Source organism: Mesorhizobium sp. B2-4-13, assembly GCF_006658535.1.
Taxonomy (GTDB): Bacteria; Pseudomonadota; Alphaproteobacteria; order Rhizobiales; family Rhizobiaceae; genus Mesorhizobium; species Mesorhizobium australicum.
The window spans coordinates 341,073-362,475 of record NZ_VFVB01000006.1 but is presented as its reverse complement, the minus strand read 5'-3'; the positions used below and the strand labels follow the sequence as shown (position 1 = coordinate 362,475).

26 protein-coding genes are annotated in these 21,403 nt (G+C 62.3%); 12 read left to right on the top strand and 14 right to left on the bottom strand.

Going from position 1 to position 21,403, the window contains the following annotated elements; genetic code table 11:
• Positions 1 to 3: 3 nt before the first annotated feature.
• Complete coding sequence (gatB, locus tag FJ936_RS19080; RefSeq protein WP_140792528.1) at positions 4 to 1,503, bottom strand: Asp-tRNA(Asn)/Glu-tRNA(Gln) amidotransferase subunit GatB; 1,500 nt, start codon at positions 1,501 to 1,503, stop codon at positions 4 to 6.
• A 288-nt stretch (positions 1,504 to 1,791) separates the two neighbouring features.
• Here gatB and FJ936_RS19075 point away from each other — a divergent pair, with 288 nt between their 5' ends.
• Positions 1,792 to 2,049, top strand: a complete 258-nt coding sequence (locus FJ936_RS19075; protein ID WP_015318049.1) for a YjhX family toxin — start codon at positions 1,792 to 1,794, stop codon at positions 2,047 to 2,049.
• A gap of 44 nt (positions 2,050 to 2,093) precedes the next feature.
• Here FJ936_RS19075 and FJ936_RS19070 read toward each other — a convergent pair whose 3' ends face one another.
• Together FJ936_RS19070 and FJ936_RS19065 are read right to left on the bottom strand one after the other, a co-directional pair.
• The gene (locus FJ936_RS19070; RefSeq protein WP_015318050.1) at positions 2,094 to 2,525 is read right to left on the bottom strand and encodes a CBS domain-containing protein; all 432 of its coding nucleotides are present in this window, start codon (positions 2,523 to 2,525) and stop codon (positions 2,094 to 2,096) included.
• A gap of 86 nt (positions 2,526 to 2,611) precedes the next feature.
• Positions 2,612 to 3,367 (bottom strand): rhomboid family intramembrane serine protease, encoded by a 756-nt coding sequence (locus tag FJ936_RS19065; protein ID WP_140665519.1) that lies wholly within the window; start codon positions 3,365 to 3,367, stop codon positions 2,612 to 2,614.
• 445 nt (positions 3,368 to 3,812) lie between these two features.
• Here FJ936_RS19065 and FJ936_RS19060 point away from each other — a divergent pair, with 445 nt between their 5' ends.
• The 4 genes from FJ936_RS19060 (at position 3,813) to FJ936_RS19045 (ending at position 6,856) form a co-directional block, all read left to right on the top strand.
• Positions 3,813 to 4,445: a PAS domain-containing protein gene (locus tag FJ936_RS19060; RefSeq protein ID WP_015318052.1), complete on the top strand. Its 633-nt coding sequence runs from the start codon at positions 3,813 to 3,815 to the stop codon at positions 4,443 to 4,445.
• Between the two features lie 119 nt (positions 4,446 to 4,564).
• Positions 4,565 to 5,182, top strand: a complete 618-nt coding sequence (locus tag FJ936_RS19055; protein ID WP_015318053.1) for a PilZ domain-containing protein — start codon at positions 4,565 to 4,567, stop codon at positions 5,180 to 5,182.
• A gap of 282 nt (positions 5,183 to 5,464) precedes the next feature.
• A complete protein-coding gene (locus tag FJ936_RS19050) occupies positions 5,465 to 6,073 on the top strand; it encodes a transglutaminase-like cysteine peptidase (RefSeq protein ID WP_140717347.1) in 609 nt (202 codons plus the stop codon).
• 219 nt (positions 6,074 to 6,292) lie between these two features.
• Positions 6,293 to 6,856: an ankyrin repeat domain-containing protein gene (locus FJ936_RS19045; RefSeq protein ID WP_140787442.1), complete on the top strand. Its 564-nt coding sequence runs from the start codon at positions 6,293 to 6,295 to the stop codon at positions 6,854 to 6,856.
• A 37-nt stretch (positions 6,857 to 6,893) separates the two neighbouring features.
• On the opposite strand, the gene FJ936_RS19040 is transcribed toward FJ936_RS19045, so the two are convergent.
• Entirely contained in the window at positions 6,894 to 7,421 is a 528-nt protein-coding gene (locus FJ936_RS19040; RefSeq protein ID WP_140787445.1) for a gamma carbonic anhydrase family protein, read from the bottom strand.
• Between the two features lie 19 nt (positions 7,422 to 7,440).
• The gene (locus tag FJ936_RS19035; RefSeq protein ID WP_140616938.1) at positions 7,441 to 7,776 is read right to left on the bottom strand and encodes a hypothetical protein; all 336 of its coding nucleotides are present in this window, start codon (positions 7,774 to 7,776) and stop codon (positions 7,441 to 7,443) included.
• 138 nt (positions 7,777 to 7,914) lie between these two features.
• Here FJ936_RS19035 and FJ936_RS19030 point away from each other — a divergent pair, with 138 nt between their 5' ends.
• On the top strand, positions 7,915 to 8,646 hold the full coding sequence (locus FJ936_RS19030; RefSeq protein WP_140823585.1) for a hypothetical protein: 732 nt from the start codon (positions 7,915 to 7,917) through the stop codon (positions 8,644 to 8,646).
• A gap of 52 nt (positions 8,647 to 8,698) precedes the next feature.
• On the opposite strand, the gene FJ936_RS19025 is transcribed toward FJ936_RS19030, so the two are convergent.
• On the bottom strand, positions 8,699 to 8,902 hold the full coding sequence (locus FJ936_RS19025) for a DUF3126 family protein (RefSeq protein ID WP_006200852.1): 204 nt from the start codon (positions 8,900 to 8,902) through the stop codon (positions 8,699 to 8,701).
• A 139-nt stretch (positions 8,903 to 9,041) separates the two neighbouring features.
• Positions 9,042 to 9,890 (bottom strand): serine O-acetyltransferase, encoded by an 849-nt coding sequence (cysE, locus tag FJ936_RS19020; protein WP_015318060.1) that lies wholly within the window; start codon positions 9,888 to 9,890, stop codon positions 9,042 to 9,044.
• A 133-nt stretch (positions 9,891 to 10,023) separates the two neighbouring features.
• Here cysE and FJ936_RS19015 point away from each other — a divergent pair, with 133 nt between their 5' ends.
• On the top strand, positions 10,024 to 10,620 hold the full coding sequence (locus FJ936_RS19015) for a hypothetical protein (protein WP_140787451.1): 597 nt from the start codon (positions 10,024 to 10,026) through the stop codon (positions 10,618 to 10,620).
• A 49-nt stretch (positions 10,621 to 10,669) separates the two neighbouring features.
• Here the strand turns inward: FJ936_RS19015 and FJ936_RS19010 are convergent, their stop codons facing one another.
• The 3 genes from FJ936_RS19010 to FJ936_RS19000 are packed head-to-tail and all read right to left on the bottom strand — an operon-like array spanning position 10,670 to position 12,636.
• Positions 10,670 to 11,437 (bottom strand): alpha/beta hydrolase, encoded by a 768-nt coding sequence (locus FJ936_RS19010; protein ID WP_140787453.1) that lies wholly within the window; start codon positions 11,435 to 11,437, stop codon positions 10,670 to 10,672.
• A 21-nt stretch (positions 11,438 to 11,458) separates the two neighbouring features.
• Complete coding sequence (locus FJ936_RS19005) at positions 11,459 to 12,019, bottom strand: DUF192 domain-containing protein (RefSeq protein WP_140665546.1); 561 nt, start codon at positions 12,017 to 12,019, stop codon at positions 11,459 to 11,461.
• A 23-nt stretch (positions 12,020 to 12,042) separates the two neighbouring features.
• Complete coding sequence (locus tag FJ936_RS19000; RefSeq protein WP_015318064.1) at positions 12,043 to 12,636, bottom strand: cold-shock protein; 594 nt, start codon at positions 12,634 to 12,636, stop codon at positions 12,043 to 12,045.
• Positions 12,637 to 12,853: 217 nt separating this feature from the next.
• Between FJ936_RS19000 and gloA the strand changes: the two genes are divergently transcribed.
• Together gloA and FJ936_RS18990 are read left to right on the top strand one after the other, a co-directional pair.
• Entirely contained in the window at positions 12,854 to 13,294 is a 441-nt protein-coding gene (gloA, locus tag FJ936_RS18995) for a lactoylglutathione lyase (RefSeq protein WP_015318065.1), read from the top strand.
• Between the two features lie 128 nt (positions 13,295 to 13,422).
• Positions 13,423 to 13,716, top strand: a complete 294-nt coding sequence (locus tag FJ936_RS18990) for a DUF2218 domain-containing protein (RefSeq protein WP_140787455.1) — start codon at positions 13,423 to 13,425, stop codon at positions 13,714 to 13,716.
• Positions 13,717 to 13,763: 47 nt separating this feature from the next.
• On the opposite strand, the gene FJ936_RS18985 is transcribed toward FJ936_RS18990, so the two are convergent.
• Positions 13,764 to 14,318, bottom strand: coding sequence for a DUF1697 domain-containing protein (locus FJ936_RS18985; protein WP_140787457.1), 555 nt, complete (start codon positions 14,316 to 14,318; stop codon positions 13,764 to 13,766).
• Positions 14,315 to 15,571, bottom strand: a complete 1,257-nt coding sequence (ilvA, locus tag FJ936_RS18980) for a threonine ammonia-lyase IlvA (protein WP_140665554.1) — start codon at positions 15,569 to 15,571, stop codon at positions 14,315 to 14,317. Before ilvA ends, FJ936_RS18985 begins: the two co-directional genes overlap by 4 nt.
• A gap of 396 nt (positions 15,572 to 15,967) precedes the next feature.
• Here ilvA and FJ936_RS18975 point away from each other — a divergent pair, with 396 nt between their 5' ends.
• On the top strand, positions 15,968 to 17,041 hold the full coding sequence (locus FJ936_RS18975; protein WP_083883249.1) for an alpha/beta hydrolase: 1,074 nt from the start codon (positions 15,968 to 15,970) through the stop codon (positions 17,039 to 17,041).
• Between the two features lie 143 nt (positions 17,042 to 17,184).
• Positions 17,185 to 18,345 carry an alpha/beta hydrolase gene (locus tag FJ936_RS18970; RefSeq protein WP_140787459.1) on the top strand — a complete coding sequence of 387 codons (1,161 nt, stop codon included), beginning with the start codon at positions 17,185 to 17,187 and terminating at the stop codon, positions 18,343 to 18,345.
• 24 nt (positions 18,346 to 18,369) lie between these two features.
• Here the strand turns inward: FJ936_RS18970 and ade are convergent, their stop codons facing one another.
• Positions 18,370 to 20,187: an adenine deaminase gene (ade, locus tag FJ936_RS18965; protein WP_140787461.1), complete on the bottom strand. Its 1,818-nt coding sequence runs from the start codon at positions 20,185 to 20,187 to the stop codon at positions 18,370 to 18,372.
• Between the two features lie 84 nt (positions 20,188 to 20,271).
• Positions 20,272 to 20,442 carry a hypothetical protein gene (locus tag FJ936_RS30540; protein WP_181171038.1) on the bottom strand — a complete coding sequence of 57 codons (171 nt, stop codon included), beginning with the start codon at positions 20,440 to 20,442 and terminating at the stop codon, positions 20,272 to 20,274.
• A 187-nt stretch (positions 20,443 to 20,629) separates the two neighbouring features.
• Between FJ936_RS30540 and FJ936_RS18960 the strand changes: the two genes are divergently transcribed.
• On the top strand, positions 20,630 to 21,292 hold the full coding sequence (locus tag FJ936_RS18960) for an outer membrane protein (protein ID WP_140787463.1): 663 nt from the start codon (positions 20,630 to 20,632) through the stop codon (positions 21,290 to 21,292).
• Positions 21,293 to 21,403 lie beyond the last annotated feature (111 nt).

Here is a 21,403-nt window from a genome sequence, read left to right as displayed (position 1 = left end):
CTTTTACTCGATACCGAGCTTGCCCTTGACGAGGTCGTTGACGGCCTGCGGATTGGCCTTGCCGCCAGTCGCCTTCATCACCTGGCCGACGAACCAGCCGGCCATGGTGGGCTTGGCGCGAGCCTGCTCGACCTTGTCGGGATTGGCCGCGATCACCTCGTCGACCGCCTTCTCGATGGCCCCGGTATCGGTGACCTGCTTCATGCCACGGCTTTCGACCAGCTGGCGCGGATCCCCACCCTCGTTCCAGACGATCTCGAACAGGTCCTTGGCGATCTTGCCGGAGATGGTGCCTTCCTTGATCAGATCGATGACAGCGCCAAGCTGGTCTGGCGAAACCGGAGCGGATTCAATGTCCTTGCCGGCCTTGTTGAGAGCACCCAGCAGATCGTTGATGACCCAGTTGGCGGCGAGCTTGCCGTCGCGACCGGCCGCCACCTTCTCGAAATAATCGGCGATCGGCTTTTCCGACACCAGGATCGCGGCGTCGTAGGTCGAGAGGCCGAGCGAGGAGATCAGCCGCAGCTTCTTGTCATCGGGCAGTTCCGGCAATTCCTTGGCCAGCCTATCGACATAGGCCTGGTCGAATTCCAGCGGCAGAAGGTCGGGATCGGGGAAGTAGCGATAGTCGTGCGCCTCTTCCTTGGAGCGCATCGAGCGCGTCTCGCCCTTGACGGCGTCGAACAGCCGCGTTTCCTGGTCGATCCTGCCGCCGTCCTCGATGATGGCGATCTGCCGGCGCGCCTCGTAGTCGATGGCCTGGCCGATGAAGCGGATCGAGTTCATGTTCTTGATTTCGCAGCGCGTGCCGAATTCGCCACCTGGCCGGCGTACCGAGACATTGACGTCGGCGCGCAACGAGCCTTCGTCCATGTTGCCGTCGCAGGTGCCGAGATAGCGCATGATGGTCCGCAGCTTGGTCACATAGGCCTTGGCCTCATCGCCGGAGCGCATGTCGGGTTTCGACACGATCTCCATCAGCGCCACGCCGGAGCGGTTGAGGTCGACATAAGACATGGTCGGGTGCTGGTCGTGGATCGACTTGCCGGCATCCTGCTCCAGGTGCAGGCGCTCGATGCCAACCTCGATGTCCTCGAACTCGCCCTGGCGGTCGGGGCCGACCGAGACGATGACCGTGCCCTCGCCGACGATCGGCTGCTTGAACTGCGAGATCTGGTAGCCCTGCGGCAGGTCCGGATAGAAATAATTCTTCCGGTCGAAGACCGACTTGTGGTTGATCTGCGCCTTCAACCCCAGGCCGGTGCGGATCGCCTGCTTGACGCATTCCTCGTTGATGACGGGCAGCATGCCTGGCATTGCCGCATCGACAAGGCTGACATTGGCATTGGGCGCGGCACCGAAAGCGGTCGAAGCGCCGGAGAACAGCTTTGCTTCCGAGATGACCTGTGCGTGCACCTCGAGACCGATGATGATCTCCCAGTCGCCGGTGGCGCCGGATATCAGGCGTTTTGCGTCAGGGGTGCGAGTGTCGATGATGCTCATTGTGGCCTACGGACTGAAGTGCATTAATGCAACTTCGCTAGTGCAAACCGCCAAAAGAGACAAGCGCAAAGCCGTGGGCGCAAAGCCGTGGGCTGGCCTCTTCGACCGCTTTCGCCTGTATCCGTTCGTCTCAATGGAGAGTGGATGTCCACTTAGGAGAGTGGATGTCCACTTACGCTCAGTCCCGGTGAGGCCCTGACCTCGTAGCGAGGCAGGGCAGAAAACCTGAAACCCCGTGCCGCGAAGCTTCGCGGCGGCGGTATTTCTCGTTTTCCGGGAACTCTTCACATGGATATTTCGCGCATTGAACAGCGCATCCTGCACCTGCTCGCGCAGGGTGGACGCATTGAAATCGAAAAGAACGACAAGAAACGGATCGCCTCGGTCAAATGCCTGACCCGCGACGGCTGGCATTACCCCGGCGTCGATCCCGACCTGTTTCGAAAATTGAAACGCAAGAAGGCGGTTTCGTCGTCCGGCGGCGGGCCCTACCGCATCACGAAGCGCGGGCTCGAACTCGTTCGCTCCGAACTCGACAACAGGTAGCCTTGGTGCCGCCGGCCGGCACCCGGCCGGTAGTTGCCGGCCGCTCAGGCGGTAGCGATGTAGGCCCGGATTTCCTCGGCCTCGCGCTCGACGTCCTCGATGCGGCGCTTGACCACGTCGCCGATGGATACGATGCCATCGAGCAGGCCGTCCTTTTCCACCGGGAGATGGCGGAAGCGGCCCCTGGTCATGATCTCCATCACCTCGTTGACGGTGTGGTTTTCGTTGCAGATCTTCACCTTCGGCGTCATCGCCGAGCGCACTGCTATATCGAGGGCGGCACCGCCTTCCCTGGCTACCACGCGCACGATGTCGCGCTCCGAAAGGATGCCGACGATCTTGCGATCGCCATTGGTGATGACCAGCGCGCCGATCCTGTGCTCGGCAAGGATGCGGATGGCTTCGCTCAGTTTTTCGTTCGGCCCGAGCGTCAACACGTCATGGCCTTTTTGCTCGAGAATGGCCTTAACCGTCATGGCGTCCTCCTCTACTTTGCCAACCGGTTCCTGCCTGACCGGCTTTCACATAAGAGTGAACATCGTGCGCCGTGATCGGTTGCATTTCAAGCCCGGTCGGAGGTCTCCCATTCGGGCGCTTGCCATATCCCGTCGAACCAGCGCAGGCCGAAGAAGCCCGCGACAAAGCCGCCGATATGGGCCTCCCAGGCGACCTGGCCATCCACGCCGGGCGCGAAGCCGAGAAGGCCGGTGGCCAGATTGATGATCATCCACATGGCCAGGAAGATGACGACGCCGCGCGAGCGCAGCACGACCCCGACCGGCAGCACCGGGCCGGCGAAAGCAGCCTTGCCGGCCGAGCGGTCGGTGCGGAAGCCAAAGCGCGCCGCAGCCCCCATCATGCCCGATATGGCGCCCGATGCGCCGACCAGCGGCGCTTCTCCGTACGGATGCATCGCCCAGAAGAGCGCCACCGAAGCCAACCCGGTGGCGGCAAAGAACAACGCGAACCGAAGCGCGCCGAGCCGATTGGCCAGCGGCGAACCGAAGGCGGCAAGCCAGACCATGTTGATGGCGATATGGGCAAAGCCGCCATGCATGAAGGCATAGGTGAAAGGCCGCGTGAAGAGAAACCAGTCGAACCCGTACCGGCCGGTATAGAGGACCGGAATGAAAGCTCCGTCATAGAGCAGCGTCATCTGCTGGGCGTCGTTCAGCGCATATTGCTGCAGCAGGTAGACGACCGCGCAGATGCCGATCACCGCCAGCACGATCGGCGGCAGATTGAACACCGGCTCACGCACCGGTGGCGGCATGGTCTCGGCCGGTTCGGGCTCGGACGGATTTTGCTGTTCGCTCATCTGCAATCGCACTCGATGCTGGTTCGACGGGGCTGGTTCGACTGGGCTGGTTCGGTCTGGGCTGGTTCGGTCTGGCGAGCATCTAGATCACCGCCGATGGAACCGCAAACGGCGAATCGTCCCGCTCCGAATCAAAGGGGCGAATCAAAAAAGAAGCCGTCCAAGGTTTCCCCTGAACGGCCGGTCGAGCCCCTGCTCCCCTAAAACTCTTGACTGAAGTGCTGCCGATCGTCGCGAAACGACCGCTTCTGGAGTGGTTTTGGTGTGCCACGCGGCGGCCCCGGGCGCAACGTAAACCAGTTGTTAACCTTAACGGCCCCGACCCGTGAACAAGTGTTAACGACGCTGGCACGCTTCCTGCTCCCCAACGCATGTAGGTCATCGGAGGGCGCCCTTCTGTTCACCGATGGGACATCAGACGACAGAATGCGCGGAGCTTTGTAGTATGAACCAAAACGGATCGATCACGCTGTTCCACTATTGGAACCGCCTGCGTGACGGACGCCCCGCTCCGAAGCGATCGGAAGTCGAGCCGGCCGATATCAAGTCGCTGTTGGCCGATACGTTCATCCTCGAAAAGGACACGCGTGGGCAGCCTGTATTTCGCCTGGCCGGCACCAGGCTCTGCGCCTCCTACGGCCGCGAACTCAAGGGATTCTCCTTCCCGTCGCTGTGGCGGGAGAAGGACCAGAGGCTGGTTTCGCGGCTCATTCACGGGGTTTTCGAGCAGAAATCGGTCGTGCTGATCATTTTCGAGGGCTTCAGCCGCAACGGCCGCTCCAACAAGTTCGAATTGCTCGCCTTGCCGCTCGACGGCGGCATCGAAAATCCACGCTGCCTCGGCGTGATCAGCGCCGTGGAGAAGCCGTTCTGGCTGGGCGCGGATCCGATCACCGACGCCTTGATCGATTCCATCCGCGTCATCGACCCGGAGAAGGAACTGCTGAACAGCCGTCCGGCGATCAACGTTCCCTCGCTCGTTCCCGACGAGATCGAGGCGCCCGAAACGATCTCCGCGCTCGGCCGTGCCCGCCGCATCCGCCATCTCGTCGTTTTCGATGGCGGGCGGGACGAATAGTTGACGATCGCATGGTCTTGCAGGCTCGTTTTTCCCCTTTGTTAACCCGATTTGTTGTAGTTCTCTGCTGAAGTTCCTCGCATCCACGCGCGGGAATGCCAAACGGGGTGTAGGCAGTCATGAGGTCAGCGGCGGTCGACTACGCGCCGTCCCAAGCTGAAAGGCGTAACTTTCAGCGCGTCCGGGTCAAAATCTACGGACGTTTCATGCTGGAGGACCGCACCGAGCACCCATGCCAGGTGGTGGACATGTCGCCCGGCAACGTGGCGCTTCGCACCGACCGCATCGGCATGCCCGGCGAGAAAGTCATCGCCTATATCGACCATATCGGCCGCATCGAGGGTGTGCTGACACGCACGCTGCCGGATGGCTTCGCAATGACGGTGATCGCGTCCGACCGCAAGAAGGACAAACTCGCCGCGCAGTTGACATGGCTTGCCAACAAGCACGAACTCGACCTGCCGGAAGACCGCCGCCACGAGCGCGTCTCGCCCCGCAACCCGACGAGCGTGCTGCAGCTCACCGACGGCCGTCAGTATCAATGCCGGATCATCGATCTGTCGCTGTCGGGCGCCGCGATCGAGATCGACGTGAAACCGGCGATCGGCGTCCAGGTCATGCTCGGCACGATGCGGGGTCAGATCGTCCGGCATTTCGAAGATGGCGTCGCCATCGAATTTGCCGTCATCCAGCGCCCCGAAACGCTCGATTCCGAATTCAACACGCCGCGCGCCTAATCGGGTCGCAAAGCATGCCCGTCAAGCCGGCCTCGCGGCCGGCTTTTTCGATTTCGGGTGCGGCGATCGATAGGTCCTGGATGGCAGATCGCCATAGTCGGAAATGGTCCGCGCGAGGCCGAATTTGCCGAAAAACCAGCGCAGCAATCCGACCAATTCAATACTAAAATGATTCAAATTTTATGTTTATTCTATAGGCGTTTTACTTAAAATCTACTCCGAGCCTTTGCGTCGAATAAATCCAGATGTGGCACTGTCTCCTTCGAACGGGGAGACTGAACAATGAAAAAAACGAGGGGCAAGCTGTTGCTGATGGCAATGGCGATGCAGCTTTCCGCCTGGGGATCAGCATATGCCGCGGGACCGGCCTATATGCATACCGGCGGACGCACGACGCAGCCTGTTGGCCACTATGAATTCTGCCAACGCATCCCCAGCGAATGCAACGAGAAGACCGCCAAGGGGGCGCCTGTCGACCTGAGCCGCAAGCTCTGGGCGACGATCGTCAGCATCAACAATTCGGTCAACACCCGCATCAAGCCGCGCACCGACATGGAAAACTACGGTGCCGAGGAATACTGGGCCTACCCGGACAATGGCTATGGCGATTGCGAGGACTACGCGCTGGAAAAGCGCCGCGAGTTGATGGATGCGGGCGTGCCGGCCGGTGACCTCTTGATGACGGTTGCGCGCCAGCCGAATGGCGACGGCCACGCGGTGCTGACCGTGCGCACCAGCCTCGGCGAGTTCATCCTCGACAATCTTGAGACCAAGGTGCTGTCCTGGACGGATACCGACTACACCTATCTCAAGCGTCAATCGACGGAGAATTCCGGCGTTTGGGTGACGATCAACGACGGCCGTTCCGATGCGGTCGCCAGCGTCCGCTGAGGACGCCAATGAGATCAGGCGCGTTGCACGACGCGCCTAACGAGAAACCCGGTCGAGTCCCCACCCTCCCCGTCCCCAACGACCGGGTCAAAGGAGCCGGCCCCGTCCCCGGGCCGGCTCCGCCATTTCTGGGAAGACATCAGTACATTGTGATATAAATTCCACAGGCGGAAGATCGAGATATTATCAGTCGGCAACTCCGCCTTCTGGACCGCAGCCATGCAGGAAATTCCGGAAGATCGATGCGAACGCCATCGTCTGTTCAAGGCGATAGACGATGCCTTCAAGGCTGGCGACTTCGAGGCCCTCGGCACCGCCCTGGGCCGTTCGCCCCGCTGGTTTGACGAGCGTATGCCGTTTGAGCTCGGCCTTGGCCATCCGCTCGAATACGCGATCTACTGGAGCCCGCTTGCCTTCGTCGCGGCGCTGCTCGACGCCGGGTCGAGCCCAAACTACGACGATCATGCCGGATTTCCATCGATCATCGCGGCGCTGTCCACCGAGCGCGCGGACAAGCTCGACATCATCCGCATCCTCATCGATCACGGCGCCGGTGCGGACATGCGAGGTGTCAACGACTGGACGCCGCTCCATTACGCCGTGGCCATGCGAGACGCCGAGGCGATCCGCCTGCTTCTTGCCGCCGGCGCGGATCCCTCTTTGAGGACTCGCATCGACCACTGCACGACAGCGCTGGAAGAAGCAGACATTGCAGGGTTCGAGGTGGGCGCGTCGCTGTTGCGGGCAGCCCTTGCGGAGCGCGCAACCGGCAACCGGGATTGATAGGCGCCGGTGGCCGACGGCATGCCCGGCCGAGACCTCAGACCTTCTTCAGCCCCGCCTTGAAGCGCCTGGCGTTGGCGACATAGTGCGCGGCCGAGGCCCGCAGCCGCTCGACCGCCGCGTCGTCCAGCACCCTGATCGCCTTGGCCGGCGAACCGACGATCAGCGAATTGTCTGGAAATTCCTTGCCTTCGGTGACCAGAGCGCCGGCGCCGACGAGTGAATTCTTGCCGATCCTGGCGCCGTTGAGCACGATGGCGCCCATGCCGATCAGGCTGTTGTCACCAATCGTGCAGCCATGCAGCATGGCGCGATGGCCGATCGTACAGCCCTCGCCGACGGTCAGCGGAAAGCCGGGATCGGTGTGCATGACGGTATGTTCCTGCACATTGGTGTCGGCGCCGATGACGATGGGCTCGTTGTCACCCCTGATGACGGCGCCGAACCAGAAGCCGGCATTGCGGCCGATCCTGATGTCGCCGATCAGCGTCGCATCGGGCGCGATCCAGTTCGAGTCCGCGTCGGCGAAGCTCGGCTCCGTTGCATCGATCGCATAAAGCGGCATTGTCGGTCTCCGAATCGCCTCAGGCTGGAAACCCTAGGAGACCGACGGCCCAGGAAGCAATGGCCAGTACGACGATGCCCAGCGCCAACGACCAGGCAATAGCGGTGCAGCCGCATGACAGGAGCGCCACTGTCGAGATGCGGTTCGCGCGCCTGGCGTCAAGGGCATCGTTGACCAGCATGAACGGCCCGGCGCCCGCGGTCACAGCCAGCGAGCGCAGCACATGGGCGGGCGACACATAGGGTTCGGTGAAGGCGACCTTGCGACCCGATACCAGCTCCATTGTCGAGCCCGCCAGACCGCAAACCGTCAAGCCGACGACAAAAGCGAACAGCAAGAGTTCCATCTGGGCCACATTAACCCTCCATTTACCATGCAATCGCACAGTCGTTTCAGGAAGTCTGCAAGGGCCGTGCCGTGCGAAGTGTGCCGTCAAGGGACACTTGGACCGCGGACACACGGATGGCCGTTTGGCGGTGGAACGAGGACCGATATGAAGCAGGCAGCGATCGCCGACGGCCCGAAACTGACCGTGGTCGATTCCATGCTGATGAAGCGGGTGTTCTACGCGTTCGCGGCTCTGGCCTTGCTGTCGATAGCCATCAGCCTTGGCGGCAAATGGTTCGGCCGTTCCATTGCCATGGCCGGCTACACCGACGACGCGACCGTGCGCGAAGTGGTGATCGGCAAGAACGTCATCACCGTGCCGGCCAATTTCATCCGGTTCGAGCAGGCCCGGCGCGACGGCGTCGCCACGCGCCTCGACCTTTATATGCGCTATCCCCAGATGGACGGCTACAGCGAGGCGTCGCGCGATGATTTCAATCACGCCGGAGCCAACAGGAACATCATTTTCCTGTCCTTCGAGCAGCAGATGATGTCGCGCGACATGAGCGGCCGGTTCGGGCCGATCTACAGCGCGCTCATCATCCAGCCCGGCATACCAGGCCCCGGCGGCACGACGGTCTACGGGTTCAATGAGAAATCAGGCTACCTGAACGAGGTGCTGGTCGTCGGCAAGCGCGCGGGCACCGACCCTTTCGTGGCCCGCTGCCTCAGTGGGCCGAGCGCCGGCGAATCGCTGGCGCCCTGCGAGCGGGATATCCATGTCGGGGACGATCTCAGCCTTACCTATCGCTTCCCAAGGGAATTCCTTGACGACTGGCAGACGCTAGACGCGGCAATCACGGCCAAGGCGGGGCGAATCCTAAAGACCGGACATTGACAGGCAGAAGAGGCCGGCCGCGCTCGATGCGGCCTGCCGTGGCATTGCGGGCTCAGGCCAGGTCGATGTCCAGGATCGCCATCGAGAAATTGTAGTCGCCGTCGTCCTCGTCCTTGAAGACGATGCCGAGGAATTCGTCACCGACATAGACCTCGGCCGAATCTTCCTTGCGCGGCCGTGCCTTGACCTCAAGCTTGGGGTTCTGGAAGACGCGCTTGAAATAGGCGTCCAGCTTTCTGATTTCGTCCGGCTTCAACAGTCTTCTCCGATCATCGGCTTGCTCGTTTGAACGGCGCTTCTGGCACGTCGACAATGGCGATGTAAAGGCAAGCCGGCCTTATTGCACCGGAAGCGGCAGCGCTGCCGGGCAATCATGCGGGGCAACTGCCGGCAAATCAGATATCGAAACTGATGACATGGTCCATCTTCTGCGACGGCAGAAGCTGGTCCATCTGGCGCGAAGGCTGGTCGCAGCCGGTCTCGCCAACCACGCGGGCCGGCACGCCGGCTACCGTCTTGTTGTGCGGCACAGGCGACAGCACCACCGATCCGGCGGCAATCTTTGAGCAATGGCCGATCTCGATGTTACCGAGAATCTTGGCGCCGGCGCCAATCAGCACGCCGTGGCGGATCTTGGGATGGCGGTCGCCGCCGGCCTTGCCGGTGCCGCCCAGCGTCACGCCATGCAGGATCGAAACGTCGTCCTCGATAACCGCCGTCTCGCCGACGACGAGGCCGGTGGCGTGATCGATGAAGATGCCCTTGCCGATGCGCGCGGCCGGATTGATGTCGGTCTGGAAGACCGCGGACGAACGGCTCTGCAGGTAAAGCGCGAAATCCTTGCGGCCGTGGTTCCACAGCCAATGCGCCAGCCGGTGGGTCTGGATGGCATGAAAGCCCTTGAAATAGAGCACCGGCATGATGAACCGGTCGCAAGCCGGGTCGCGGTCATAGTAAGCCTGTATGTCGACGCGCACCGTGGTCGGCCAGTCCTTGTCGTCGGCGAGCATCGACTTGAAGGTCTGGCGGATGAGATCGGAGCCGATATCCTGATGGGCAAGCCGCTCCGCGATCCTATGGATGACAGCCTCTTCCAGACTCTCCTGGTTGAGGATCGTGGAATAGAGGAACGCGGCCAGCAAGGGATCGCGGTTGACCGCTTCCATCGCTTCGTCGCGGATCGAACGCCAGATCGGGTCGACCGGCTGCAATGCGCTTTGGCGGGAAATGCTGATGCTGTTCATCGACGTCTCGTCCTGCGTCCTGCTAGTCTGCCTGCCATCTGGCCGCACATATAAGCCAGTTCATAGCATGATTGAACTCAATTTTCCTTAGTGCTGTGTCAAATGGATTTGGTTCGCGGGAATTCAAGCAGCCATGGAAAACGAACCCTTGATCGACGATGCCCTTAAAACCGAGCTTTCGGTCCTCTACAAGGCCGGCGATCGCCACTATCACAACCTCGCCCACATCGAAGCGATGCTGGGTCTGGCCGGCGACTATCGAACGCTTCTGGACGACCCCGAGGCCGTCGAAGCGGCGATCTGGTTCCACGACGCCGTCTACGATAGCAGGGCCAAGGACAATGAGGCGCAAAGTGCCGCCCTTGCCGAGCAAAAGCTCGCCGGCCGCATCGATGCCGGGCGGCTGAGCCACGTCAGCGCAATGATCCTCGCCACCGCCACGCACCAGGTGCCGCTGTTCGACGACGTTGCGGCGACGCGCGACGCCAGCTTGTTCCTCGACATGGATCTTTCGATCCTGGGTGCCGCACCGGATGCATTCGACGCCTATGAACGCGCGGTTCGCCACGAATATGGCTGGGTGGAAGAGCCTATGTGGCGTGCCGGCCGCGGTGCGGTGCTGAAAAGCTTCCTTGCCCGCCCGCATATTTTTCACACGCAGGAGTTCCGGCAGCGCTTCGAGCCGCAGGCAAGGCGGAACATGGCGCGGTCGCTGCAGGCCTTGACCTGATTTAGATCATTTTCGCGACCCGAGACGCTCGTCCCCGAACGCCGGAGCCTCAGAGCGGATTTTCGGCATAAAACTCCAGTACGCGCTGCTTGAAGGTCTTGTCCCCGACGGCCAGCATATGGTCCCTGCCCGCGATGTGGAAGGCCCTGGCGTTCGGCATCAGCGCCGCAAGCTCGTCCGGCGATCCGCCAATGTCGTCGGTGGTACCGACCGCGATCAGCGTCGGCTGGGCGATGCGGGCAATATCCTGCTCATCAAGCAGTTCCCGTGAGGTCACGATGCAGGCGGCAAGCGCCCGGCGGTCGCTGCGGGTCTGGTCGGCGAAGGCGCGAAAAGAGCGACCGCGCGGATGGGTGGTCGCAGCCGGATCCTCGGCCAGAAGGGCGGCCGCGATCGGATCCCAATCGCCTACTCCATCGATCATGCCGATGCCGAGGCCACCAAAAACCAGCGTCGCCACCTTGTCCGGGTCGGACAGTGCCAGGAAGGCCGCGATGCGCGCGCCCATCGAATAACCCATGACATGGGCGCGCTCGATGCCGAGATGACCGAGCAGGGCTGCCGCGTCCGAAGCCATTTTCGCCGGTGTATAGTCGGCCTCCTCATAGCTCTTGGATGACGAGCCGTGGCCGCGATTGTCGAAGGCAATGGCGCGGTAGCCGGCATCGTTGAGCGTCTTGAACCAGCCGGGCGACACCCAGTTGACATAATGGCTCGAAGCAAAGCCGTGGATCATGAGCACCGGATCGCCCTCGCCAGATGCCGGCTGGCGGTCGAGGAAGGCTAGATCGAACCCGTCATGAGAGAAAAACTGCATCGGCTACACCACCATCGGCATTCAGCCGCCGCCACTTGGCGCATCGCCCTTGTCCGCCGGCGGCGAGCTCGGACCGGAGACCGTGCCGATGGCCGGATGGCTCAACAGATTGCCATATTCGATGCCGTTCCTGGCGGCCGTGCCGGCCTTGAGTTCAAGTACGAAACGCACGGGTACGCCAGGTGAAATGACGGCCTCGGACTGCGGTACGCCCTGTTTGACAGCCCGGATCTTGCCGTCCTGACCAATAAAGATCAGGTCAAGCGGCATCGGCGTGTTCTTCATCCAGAAGCCGACCTGTTGCTGGATCGGAAAAACGAACAGCATGCCATGGTCGTCCGCCATCTCCTGGCGATACATCAGCCCGGCCTCCCGCTCCGCGTCGGTGTCGGCGACTTCAATGGAAAACGAGCGATCTCCGCTTTTCGTCGCCACAACCAGCGGCGCGGGATCGACGGGAAGGATCATGGCCCGGCCATCGGCCGCGCTGGGTACCTGGAAATAGAAGAATGCGGCGGCGGCGACCATGACGGCAGCCACAGCGCACATCACGCCCGCCGTCAGCCCGTTCCTGTGTGTCATATGAAATCCTCGGCCGGATCGCCCTAATGCGAGACCGGCAAGGTGCCCATATCGGGGTGAATTTCGGCGGCCATAAGGCCTTTGTCACCGCGGCCGAAACGGACAAGCACGACCTGCCCTGGCCGAAGCTCGGTGATGCCGTAGCGCCGCAAGGTTTCCATATGGACGAAAATGTCCTCGGTGCCCTCGCCGCGCGTCAGAAAACCAAACCCCTTGGTGCGGTTGAACCATTTGACCAAAGCGCGTTCGAGCCCGCTCTCCGGAGTCACCGAGACGTGGGTGCGCTGTTCCTGCATTTCCGCGGGATGGACGGCGGTGGTGACATCCATGGAAAGCACACGGAACGCCTGCAGCCCGCGCTCACCCTGCTTGACAAGGCAGACCACGCGCGCGCCTTCCAGGGCAGTCTGGAAGCCGTCCCGTCGAAGGCAAGTCACATGGAGGAGGATATCGCCCGAAACACCGTCATCGGGAAGGATAAAGCCATAGCCCTTGGCCACATCGAACCATTTGATGGCGCCGGCAATCTCGGCCAGGTCGGCGTCGCCGCCTTCGTCGTGAGACAAAGCGTCGCCAAGGGTATTGGCCCGCCCCGTCAAAGAGGCCTTTTCCCCCATAAGAATGCCCCCTTTATTCAAGAACACCGCAACTGATTCTTGACACCAGATTAACACCGCGGCTTCCGGTGTGTGCAAGACCTGACGTGCCTTTTTTCACGGTTCATTGCGGGAATACCGGATTTGTTCTTTGCCGGCACCGCTTGCCGCCTCACGATTGCCCTTTGACCGGGCCGACCCTATGTTGCGCCGCAACCCAACAGATCGAGGAAAACACATGCGCTATCTGCACACCATGGTCCGCGTCGCCGATGTCGATGCCTCACTCGATTTCTACTGCAACAAGCTCGGCCTGAAGGAAGTTCGCCGCTATGAAAACGAGCAGGGCCGCTTCACGCTGATCTTCCTGGCCGCTTCGGAAGACGAGCAGAGCGGCATCAACGAGAAGGCGCCGCTGGTCGAACTCACCTACAATTGGGATCCGGAAGACTACAAGGGCGGGCGCAATTTCGGTCACCTCGCCTATGAGGTCGACGATATCTACGCCACTTGCCAGCATCTGATGGACAATGGCGTCACCATCAACCGGCCGCCGCGCGACGGCAACATGGCTTTCATCAAGTCGCCTGACGGCATCTCCATCGAGCTTCTGCAAAAAGGCCCAGCGAAGGCCAAGGCCGAGCCGTGGGCATCGATGGCGAATACCGGAAGCTGGTAATCGATCACCTTTTCGAGTGGCCGGCGGCTACTCGATGGTGTTTGGCGAGGTTGTGCCTATCTATGCAGCCATGGCGCCTGCCCGGAAGAGCGGCGCCTCGTCATGAGATTGAGCTTCGGAGAACCTTCATGCCGACAAGCCATGCCAATGTCGCCACGGCCCATGCAAGCCGCTATCTGCAACAGCTGTGCAAGCATTGGGCGCACAAGTTTCCAGTCGAATTCGACCCCAACCACGGCATCATCGACCTTTCACTCGGCCGTACGGTCATGAACGCCGACGGGGCAGCGCTGCACATCACGGTATCGACCGACGAGCCCGCTTCGATCGAGCGCCTCGAAAGCGTCGTTGCCGACCACATCAAGCGCTTTGCGTTCCGCGAAGAACTGGCCTTCGAGTGGAAACGCGCCGAGGCGGCGTAGTTCGTTCATGCGTGTCGCCGCCCCGCATTTCCGGCGAGACGCACGGATCAATCGCTGCCGGACTTGCCCGCCATCTCCAGCAGCGCCAGCACCGAACGCCAATTGCGTGCCGTGCCCGGCACTTTCAACGTGCGCGGAATGAGGTTGGCGAACACCGATTTGCCGAGCCCGTCCGGCGCGCTGAGGTAGAGCACGTCGCCCTTGACCTCGAAACGCTCGGGACGAGTGCACTTTTCCGCCAACCGCGCCACCTCGTCGGCGGTCGGCTCACGCTCCAGCGCATAGGCGTGGAGCTTTGTGTGGTCGGCGGCCGCTTCCGGATATGGATTTTCGCGCACCAGCCTTTCGAACCATTCGAAATCGCGCACCATGATGCGCGAATGGAAACCCCATTTTGTCTCGAAGGCCGCCTCGATCCGTTTGGTCAGCGCGGCCGCATCACCCTTGTCGGCCCGGAACACGACATTGCCGCTCTGCACATAGGTGGCGACATCGGAAAAGCCGAGATCCTCGAAGAAGGCCCGCAACTCCGCCATCTTGACGATGCGGTTGCCGCCGACATTGATGCCGGAAAACAGGGCGATGAAGATCTTTCCGCTCATATGATGAACCCGGCCAATGTCTCGTTTTCGGTGATGTCCTGATACTGGACGCCCTCGGCCTCGAAATTTGCCTCAAGGAGATCGAAATTGCGCCGATCCTTGGTTTCGATGCCGATCAGCACCGAGCCGAAATTGCGCGCCGACTTCTTCAGATATTCGAAGCGGGCGATGTCGTCGTCGGGACCCAGCATGTCGAGGAAGTCGCGCAGCGCGCCCGGCCGCTGCGGAAAACGGATGATGAAGTATTTCTTCAGGCCCTCGAAGCGCAGCGCCCTTTCCTTGACGTCCGGCAGCCGCTCGAAATCGAAATTGCCCCCAGACACCACGGCGACGATGGTCTTGCCCCTGATCTCCTTCCTGGAAAAATCCTTCAGCGCGTCGATCGCCAGCGCGCCGGCGGGCTCCAGGACCACGCCTTCGATGTTGAGCATCTCGATCATGGTCGCGCAGAGCCGGTTTTCCGGGATGAGCCGCACGCTGTCGGCGGCAAACTCCTTGAGATAGCGCAAAGGTTCGCGGCCGATCTCGGCGACCGCCGCGCCGTCGACGAAGTTGTCGACCTTGGCGAGCTTCAGCCGTTTTCCCGCGGCGAGGCTCTCGCGCAGGCTCGGCGCGCCGGCCGGCTCGCAGAAGACGAAACGCGCCTCGCGGCCCTGATCGGCGAAATAGTGCGTCACCCCGGCGGCGAGCCCGCCGCCACCCACCGGCAGCATGACGATGTCGGGCATGCGCCCGCCCGGCATCTGGTCCGCGATCTCGTAGGCGACCGTCGCCTGACCCTCGATGATATCCTTGTGATCGAAGGGCGGCACCATGTGGGCACCGGATCTTTCGGTGAATTCGAAGGCGGCGCGGTAGCAGTCGTCGAAGAAATCGCCGACCAGCCTGATCTCGACGAAATCGCCGCCAAACAGCCTGGTCTTGTCGATCTTCTGCTGCGGCGTCGTCACCGGCATGAACACCACGCCCTTCTTGCCGAAATGGCGGCAGACGAAGGCGAAGCCCTGCGCGTGGTTGCCGGCGGACGCACAGACAAACAGCTCGGCCTGGTTGCCTTCGCCAAGCGCCTTGCGGAAGAAGTTGAAGGCGCCACGGATCTTGTAGGAGCGCACGGGGCTCAAATCCTCGCGCTTCAGCAGCACCCGCGCGCCGGTCTTCTTCGACAGATAGTCATTTTCCTGCAGCGGCGTTTCCGGGAAGATCTGGCGGATCGCGGAGGCGGCGGTGGCGACGCGCGAGGAAAAGCTGGTCATGGCAAGATCATCCCGGGATCGCCCGCGGGCGAGTTAGAGGAGAACCCTATTACACATCCGGCCCCGCAAGACCATTGCCCGGTCGAGCCCGTGCCCGCAACGGCGCCTTCCCGAAATGCTAGCAAGCACTTGGGGACGTTTGTTCATGCCTCTTCGTCGCGCTGAGCCGCGCATTGGTGGACGCGGAAGTTCGACATCCGGCCAGTTGCAGGTGCCTGACTTGTGCGACGTTGCGGCCTTGCCACCCGCTTTGGCTTTCGCGCAACACTGCGCCCGCGGTCGCGAGGCGCCGACCGCATTTTGGCTGGACACGACTTACTTCCGCCGCACTTCGCCTGCTGGGGAGATATCGCGGAGGGTGGATTGGCCCTTTTTGGGCTCGAGTGGATTTTTGACGTGCATTTGAAGACGATTTGCATTCTTGCGCTTGCGCTGCTGGTGGCGGGCTGCGGCGGCCGCAAAACCGAGGAACTGCTCGGCAGCGCGGTCATGTCCGCGCCGGTGACGGAAATCGCAGGCAACCACTCGATCTTCATTGCCACGACCCGTAAGGCCTCCGACGATCCAAACAAGGTTTTCGACGGCGAACGCTCGGCGACGCTGAACTACGCCCGCGTCAACGTCACCGTTCCCGGTCTCCACCAGACCGGGCAGATCGAGCGGCGCTCACGCGGCAAATCGAACGATCCGGCCAAGTATTTCATGGCTTCCGAAGTCGTCGGCTACGACACGCAGCCGAAATTCGCCAGCGCGCTCAGCGCCGACATAGCGGCACGCGGCGGCCGCGTCATGGTCTTCGTCCACGGCTACAACACCGGCTTCGACGACGCCGTCTACCGCTTGACCCAGATCGTCCACGATTCCGGTTATCCGGGAACGCCGGTGCTGTTCTCGTGGGCCTCGGGAGCCAAGACCACCGACTATGTCTATGACAAGGAAAGTGCCAGTGCCGCCCGCGACCAGCTCGAAGTGACGTTGCGCATGCTGGCGCAGAGCGGCGCGCGGCGCATCGACATCGTCGCCCATTCGATGGGAACCTGGGTGACGATGGAGACACTGCGCCAGCTCGCCATCACCGGTGACCGCGACCTCGGCGGCAAGCTCGGCGACGTGGTGCTCGCCTCTCCCGACATCGACGTCGATGTGTTCAAGAGCCAGATGCGCCGCTATGGCAAGCCCGACAAGCCGTTCATCCTGCTGTTGTCTGATGACGATCGCGCGCTGAGATTGTCCGGCCTGATCGCCGGCTCGCGCCCACGCGTCGGCGACTACAAGGATGCCGCGGACCTTGCCTCCTATGGCGTGACGGTCGTCGATCTCTCCAAGGTCAAGGGCAGCGACAGCTTCAACCACACGAAATTCGCCGACAATCCGGCACTGGTGAAGATGATCGGCCAGCGGCTGCGCGAGGACGATGGTTTCGCCAGCGACCGGGACGTGACCGACCGCATCAGCCTGCTTGGGCAGTAGATGCGGCGCAGCGGATTTCGCCGTGCCTGTTCAGCATCGCCGAACGATCGGCTCACTTTGAACTGGACCGCGCCCGCCTCTGGCCTTATCGGAGTATCGAGCGACGTCATGCGTTTGACGTCCCCCTATGCGGGAGCCGACGCGTGGCCTTGGGCTTGAAGAGTTTCGGTGTCGTCGCGTTCGCGCTGCTGGTCGCTGGCTGCGCCGGAAATACGCATGATCTGCTCAACAAGACGACGGTCACCGTACCGGCATCCGATATTGCGGCCACCCATGAGATATTTGTCGCCACCACCCGCCAGAAAGCGGTGAAGGACCCGCGACAGGTCTTCGACGGCGACCGTTCCCTGACCACCAGTTTCGCGCGGGTCGATGTCACGGTTCCGAAGAGCCATCAGGTCGGCAACATCGAGCGCGCCAAGGGTTCCGCCAACAGCAATCCGGCCAAGGATTTTGCGGCCACGGACGTCACCTTCTACGAAGGCGCGCCGCAATTCGCCAAGGCGGTCGGCGCCGACATCGCCATGCGCGGCGACCGGGCGCTGGTTTTCGTGCATGGCTTCAACAATGGTTTCGACGACGGCATCTACCGGCTGACGCAGATCGCCCACGACACCAAATATCCGGGCACTCCGGTGCTGTTCTCATGGGCGTCGAGCGCCAAGACGACGGGATACATCTACGACAAGGACAGTTCCACCGCCGCCCGGGACGATCTCGAGGCAACGCTCAGGATGCTCGCCAAGACGCGCGTCAAGAGCATCGACATCATCGCCCATTCGATGGGAACCTGGCTGACGATGGAGGCGCTGCGCCAACTTGCCATCACCGGCGACCGCGATCTCGGCGGCAAGCTGGGTTATGTCATCCTTGCCTCACCGGACATCGATGTCGACGTGTTCAAGAAGCAGATGATCCGTTATGGCAAACCCAACAAGCCGTTCGCCGTGCTGCTTTCGGGCGACGACCGGGCGCTCAAATTGTCCTCGTTCATCTCCGGCGACAAACCGCGCGTCGGCGACTATGGCGATGCCGCCGATCTCGCCTCCTATGGCGTGTCGGTGGTCGATCTGACCAAAACGAAAGGCGGTGACGGTGGCCTCAACCACGCGAAATTCGCGGACAACCCGTTCCTGGTGCAATTGCTGGGCGACCGGCTGCGCACGCCGGCCGGGCTCGCCGCGGACGAGAACCCGGCACAGCTCGCCAATATCGGTCAGGGCCTGGGAAAGGTCGTCGGCTCCGCCGCCGAAGTCATCATCACGACGCCGTTCAAGGTGCTGACCATCGCCACCGGCGGCTGAGCAGCCACGAGCGGACGGCTGGTCTCAGACGAACAGATCGACCTTCTGGAACGTCGTCACGTCGATCAGGCCGACGTCGGAAATCCTGAGCTCGGGAATGACCACCAGCGCCAGCAGCGAGTGCTGCATGTAGGCATTGTTCAGGGAACAACCCATCTTGCGCATCGCCTCGGTCAGTTTCTCGGCCTTGGCGGCGACGACCTCGGCCCGCTCGTCCGACATCAGTCCGGCGATCGGCATTTCGACCAGCGCCAGTTCCTTGCCCCTGGAGAACAGCACGACCCCGCCGCCGACTTCGCCCAGTCGGTTCACGGCCAGCGCCATGTCCTGCTTGTTGGTGCCAACGCAGATGATGTGATGGGCGTCATGGGCGACGCTGGAGGCCATGGCGCAGTCGGCCATGTAACCGAAACCGGAGACGAAGGCATTGGTGACGCCACCCGTGCCCCTGTGCCGTTCGACCAACGCGATCTGACAGACGTCGTTGCGGCGGTCCATCGCGACCAGCCCGTCCTCGACCGGCAGATCGGCCTCCAGAGCCCGCGTGGGTGCCTGGTTCTCGATGACGCCGATCACCCGCACCCGCACCTCGTTGGCGCCCTTGGGTGCCGTGATATCGAAATCGCCGGCCTTCAGTTCCTTGCCCAACTTGACGGTGTTCTTCGCCGTCTTCGGATAATCATAGGCCGGGATCTCGATGTCGAGCTTGCCGCCCTTGGCCAGCCCGACGCCGCGCGCATAGACCTCGTCGATGCTCATTGCGGCGAGATCGGAGACGACCAGCAGGTCGGCCAACCGCCCCGGCGCGATCGAACCGATCTCGCGTTCCAGTTTGAAATGCTGAGCGGTGTTGAGCGTTGCCATCTGGATCGCGGTCACCGGCTTCAGCCCCTGCTGGATGGCGTGGCGCACCACCCGGTCCATGTGGCCGTCCTGGACAAGAGTGCCGGAGTGGCTGTCGTCGGTGCAGAGGATGAAATTGCGCGGATCAATGCCGCTCTCCGTCACCGCCTTGATCTGAGAGGCAACGTCGTACCAGGCCGAGCCCAGCCGCAGCATCGCCTTCATGCCCTGGCGCACGCGCGCGATGGCATCCTCGCCCCGCGTGCCTTCGTGGTCGTCCTCTGGGCCGCCGGCGACGTAGCCATGGAACGGCAAGCCAAGGTCACGCGAGGCATAGTGGCCGCCAACCGTCTTGCCAGCCTGAACCGTGGCGGCGATCTCGCCCGACATGACGGGATCGTTGGCGGCGACGCCGGGGAAATTCATCACTTCGCCGAGCCCGATGATGTTTTCCCAGCTCATTGCTTCCGCGACATCGGCGACCGTCAGTTCAGCGCCGGCGTGTTCCAGCCCCGGCGCCGAGGGGACGCAGGATGGCATCTGCACATGCACGTTGATGGGCATGGCCACCGCCTCGTCATGCATCAGCCGCACGCCCGGCAGGCCCAGCACATTGGCGATCTCGTGCGGATCGATGAACATCGAGGTGGTGCCGTGCGGGATGACGGCGCGGCAGAATTCGGTGACTGTGACCATGCTGCTCTCGACATGCATGTGCGCGTCGCAAAGGCCGGGCACGAGGTAGCGGCCGCCGGCGTCGGCCACCTTGGTGCCCTGCCCGATCGTATGGCTGGCATTCGGCCCGCAATAGGCGAAGCGGCCGCCCGATATGGCGATGTCGGTGCCGGCGATGATCTCGCCCGAATGGACGTTCACCCAGCGCCCGTTGCGGATGACCAGATCGGCGGGTTTGCGGCCCATCGCGACATCGACCAGATCGGTCGCCATTTCGGTCCACGGTTTGGGTTTCGTCGCGCGGACGGGCGGCTTCCTGGTCATCAAAGACTCCTGTTTGTCCGACTGTGCCAAGCCGACGGCGTTTTGGCCAGCGAGGAAGAATGGATTTGCCTGGAGATTGCCGGATTACCCGGGTTTCACGGGAGTGAGCTTCAGGCTGAGCTTGGCCTGCCCCGAAACTGAATCGGGAACGGCCACGGCCTTGGCAATGATGAGCGTCAGTGGTTCGGCCACCGCGGCCTGACCGACCAGCACCACCGCCGCGACGGCCGCGACCAAGCGGAACAAGATGCGCATGAAGGATCCTCTCACGATGGCGGTGTTTCGCACGAGGCGCGCGCCACCGCAATCGCGGCAGGGCGCTACCCGCCGACTCCTTGAGACCCGCGAGGACGCTAACCGCGTTTGCAGAAATCCGATTCCGTTTTGCCGCAAATCAGGTTAGGCTCCGACCTGGGATCTATGACTCTTCTCGGGGAGTTCGATGCGTCGCCTGATGGTCGCAAGTGCCGGTCTTCTTGCCCTGTCCTTGCCGGCATTTGCTGCCGACGCGACAGTCGATGTGCCGATGACCGCGCCTGGCTTCGACTGGACCGGCTACTATGCGGGCCTGCAGGCAGGATATGGCTGGGGCCGCTCCGAGATCACCACAACGGAAGGCGCGCCGTTTTCCATCACGCCGGACGTCGGCGGTGGGTTCGTAGGCGGCCATGTCGCCGGCCTCTGGCAGTTCGATCAGGCAGTGCTGGGCGCCGAGGCGGATCTCAACTATTCCTCGGTCGACGGCACGGCGCAATCGGGCCTGGGAGATACATTCGGCGCCGACATCAAATGGTTCGGGTCGGTCAACGCCAAGGCCGGCTTCGCCATGGACCGCCTGCTGGTCTATGGCATCGGCGGCATTGCCTTTGCCGGCATCGAGACGTCGCAGACCTCGGGGCCAGGGTTCGACAACTCGGGCACAAATGTCGGCTGGACCGTGGGCGCAGGCGTCGACTACGCGCTGACAGACAAGTTCGTCGTCGGCGCGCAATATCGCTACTACGACTTCGGCTCAGAGAACCACGAGGCGCCAGCCCCCTTCAACGACCGCGATCAGAGCGTGAAACTGAACACGGTCGGCATCAATCTCAGCTATAAATTCTGAACGTAGTTCCACGGGCAACGTTTTCGGCCCTGGCTTACAACGGCCGCAGCCACTCGCTGGAAAGGGGGCGGCCGGCGCCCCCAAGTGGGCGGGGGGATGGGTTGGCCTGAG

Excerpts from the sequence above, each read along its gene's own strand:
- gatB (WP_140792528.1), bottom strand. The coding sequence starts at position 1,503 with ATGAGCATCATCGACACTCGCACCCCTGACGCAAAACGCCTGATATCC.
- FJ936_RS19075 (WP_015318049.1), top strand. The coding sequence starts at position 1,792 with ATGGATATTTCGCGCATTGAACAGCGCATCCTGCACCTGCTCGCGCAG.
- FJ936_RS19070 (WP_015318050.1), bottom strand. The coding sequence starts at position 2,525 with ATGACGGTTAAGGCCATTCTCGAGCAAAAAGGCCATGACGTGTTGACG.
- FJ936_RS19065 (WP_140665519.1), bottom strand. The coding sequence starts at position 3,367 with ATGAGCGAACAGCAAAATCCGTCCGAGCCCGAACCGGCCGAGACCATG.
- FJ936_RS19060 (WP_015318052.1), top strand. The coding sequence starts at position 3,813 with ATGAACCAAAACGGATCGATCACGCTGTTCCACTATTGGAACCGCCTG.
- FJ936_RS19055 (WP_015318053.1), top strand. The coding sequence starts at position 4,565 with ATGAGGTCAGCGGCGGTCGACTACGCGCCGTCCCAAGCTGAAAGGCGT.
- FJ936_RS19050 (WP_140717347.1), top strand. The coding sequence starts at position 5,465 with ATGAAAAAAACGAGGGGCAAGCTGTTGCTGATGGCAATGGCGATGCAG.
- FJ936_RS19045 (WP_140787442.1), top strand. The coding sequence starts at position 6,293 with ATGCAGGAAATTCCGGAAGATCGATGCGAACGCCATCGTCTGTTCAAG.
- FJ936_RS19040 (WP_140787445.1), bottom strand. The coding sequence starts at position 7,421 with ATGCCGCTTTATGCGATCGATGCAACGGAGCCGAGCTTCGCCGACGCG.
- FJ936_RS19030 (WP_140823585.1), top strand. The coding sequence starts at position 7,915 with ATGAAGCAGGCAGCGATCGCCGACGGCCCGAAACTGACCGTGGTCGAT.
- cysE (WP_015318060.1), bottom strand. The coding sequence starts at position 9,890 with ATGAACAGCATCAGCATTTCCCGCCAAAGCGCATTGCAGCCGGTCGAC.
- FJ936_RS19015 (WP_140787451.1), top strand. The coding sequence starts at position 10,024 with ATGGAAAACGAACCCTTGATCGACGATGCCCTTAAAACCGAGCTTTCG.
- FJ936_RS19010 (WP_140787453.1), bottom strand. The coding sequence starts at position 11,437 with ATGCAGTTTTTCTCTCATGACGGGTTCGATCTAGCCTTCCTCGACCGC.
- FJ936_RS19005 (WP_140665546.1), bottom strand. The coding sequence starts at position 12,019 with ATGACACACAGGAACGGGCTGACGGCGGGCGTGATGTGCGCTGTGGCT.
- FJ936_RS19000 (WP_015318064.1), bottom strand. The coding sequence starts at position 12,636 with ATGGGGGAAAAGGCCTCTTTGACGGGGCGGGCCAATACCCTTGGCGAC.
- gloA (WP_015318065.1), top strand. The coding sequence starts at position 12,854 with ATGCGCTATCTGCACACCATGGTCCGCGTCGCCGATGTCGATGCCTCA.
- FJ936_RS18990 (WP_140787455.1), top strand. The coding sequence starts at position 13,423 with ATGCCGACAAGCCATGCCAATGTCGCCACGGCCCATGCAAGCCGCTAT.
- FJ936_RS18985 (WP_140787457.1), bottom strand. The coding sequence starts at position 14,318 with ATGAGCGGAAAGATCTTCATCGCCCTGTTTTCCGGCATCAATGTCGGC.
- ilvA (WP_140665554.1), bottom strand. The coding sequence starts at position 15,571 with ATGACCAGCTTTTCCTCGCGCGTCGCCACCGCCGCCTCCGCGATCCGC.
- ade (WP_140787461.1), bottom strand. The coding sequence starts at position 20,187 with ATGACCAGGAAGCCGCCCGTCCGCGCGACGAAACCCAAACCGTGGACC.
- FJ936_RS30540 (WP_181171038.1), bottom strand. The coding sequence starts at position 20,442 with ATGCGCATCTTGTTCCGCTTGGTCGCGGCCGTCGCGGCGGTGGTGCTG.
- FJ936_RS18960 (WP_140787463.1), top strand. The coding sequence starts at position 20,630 with ATGCGTCGCCTGATGGTCGCAAGTGCCGGTCTTCTTGCCCTGTCCTTG.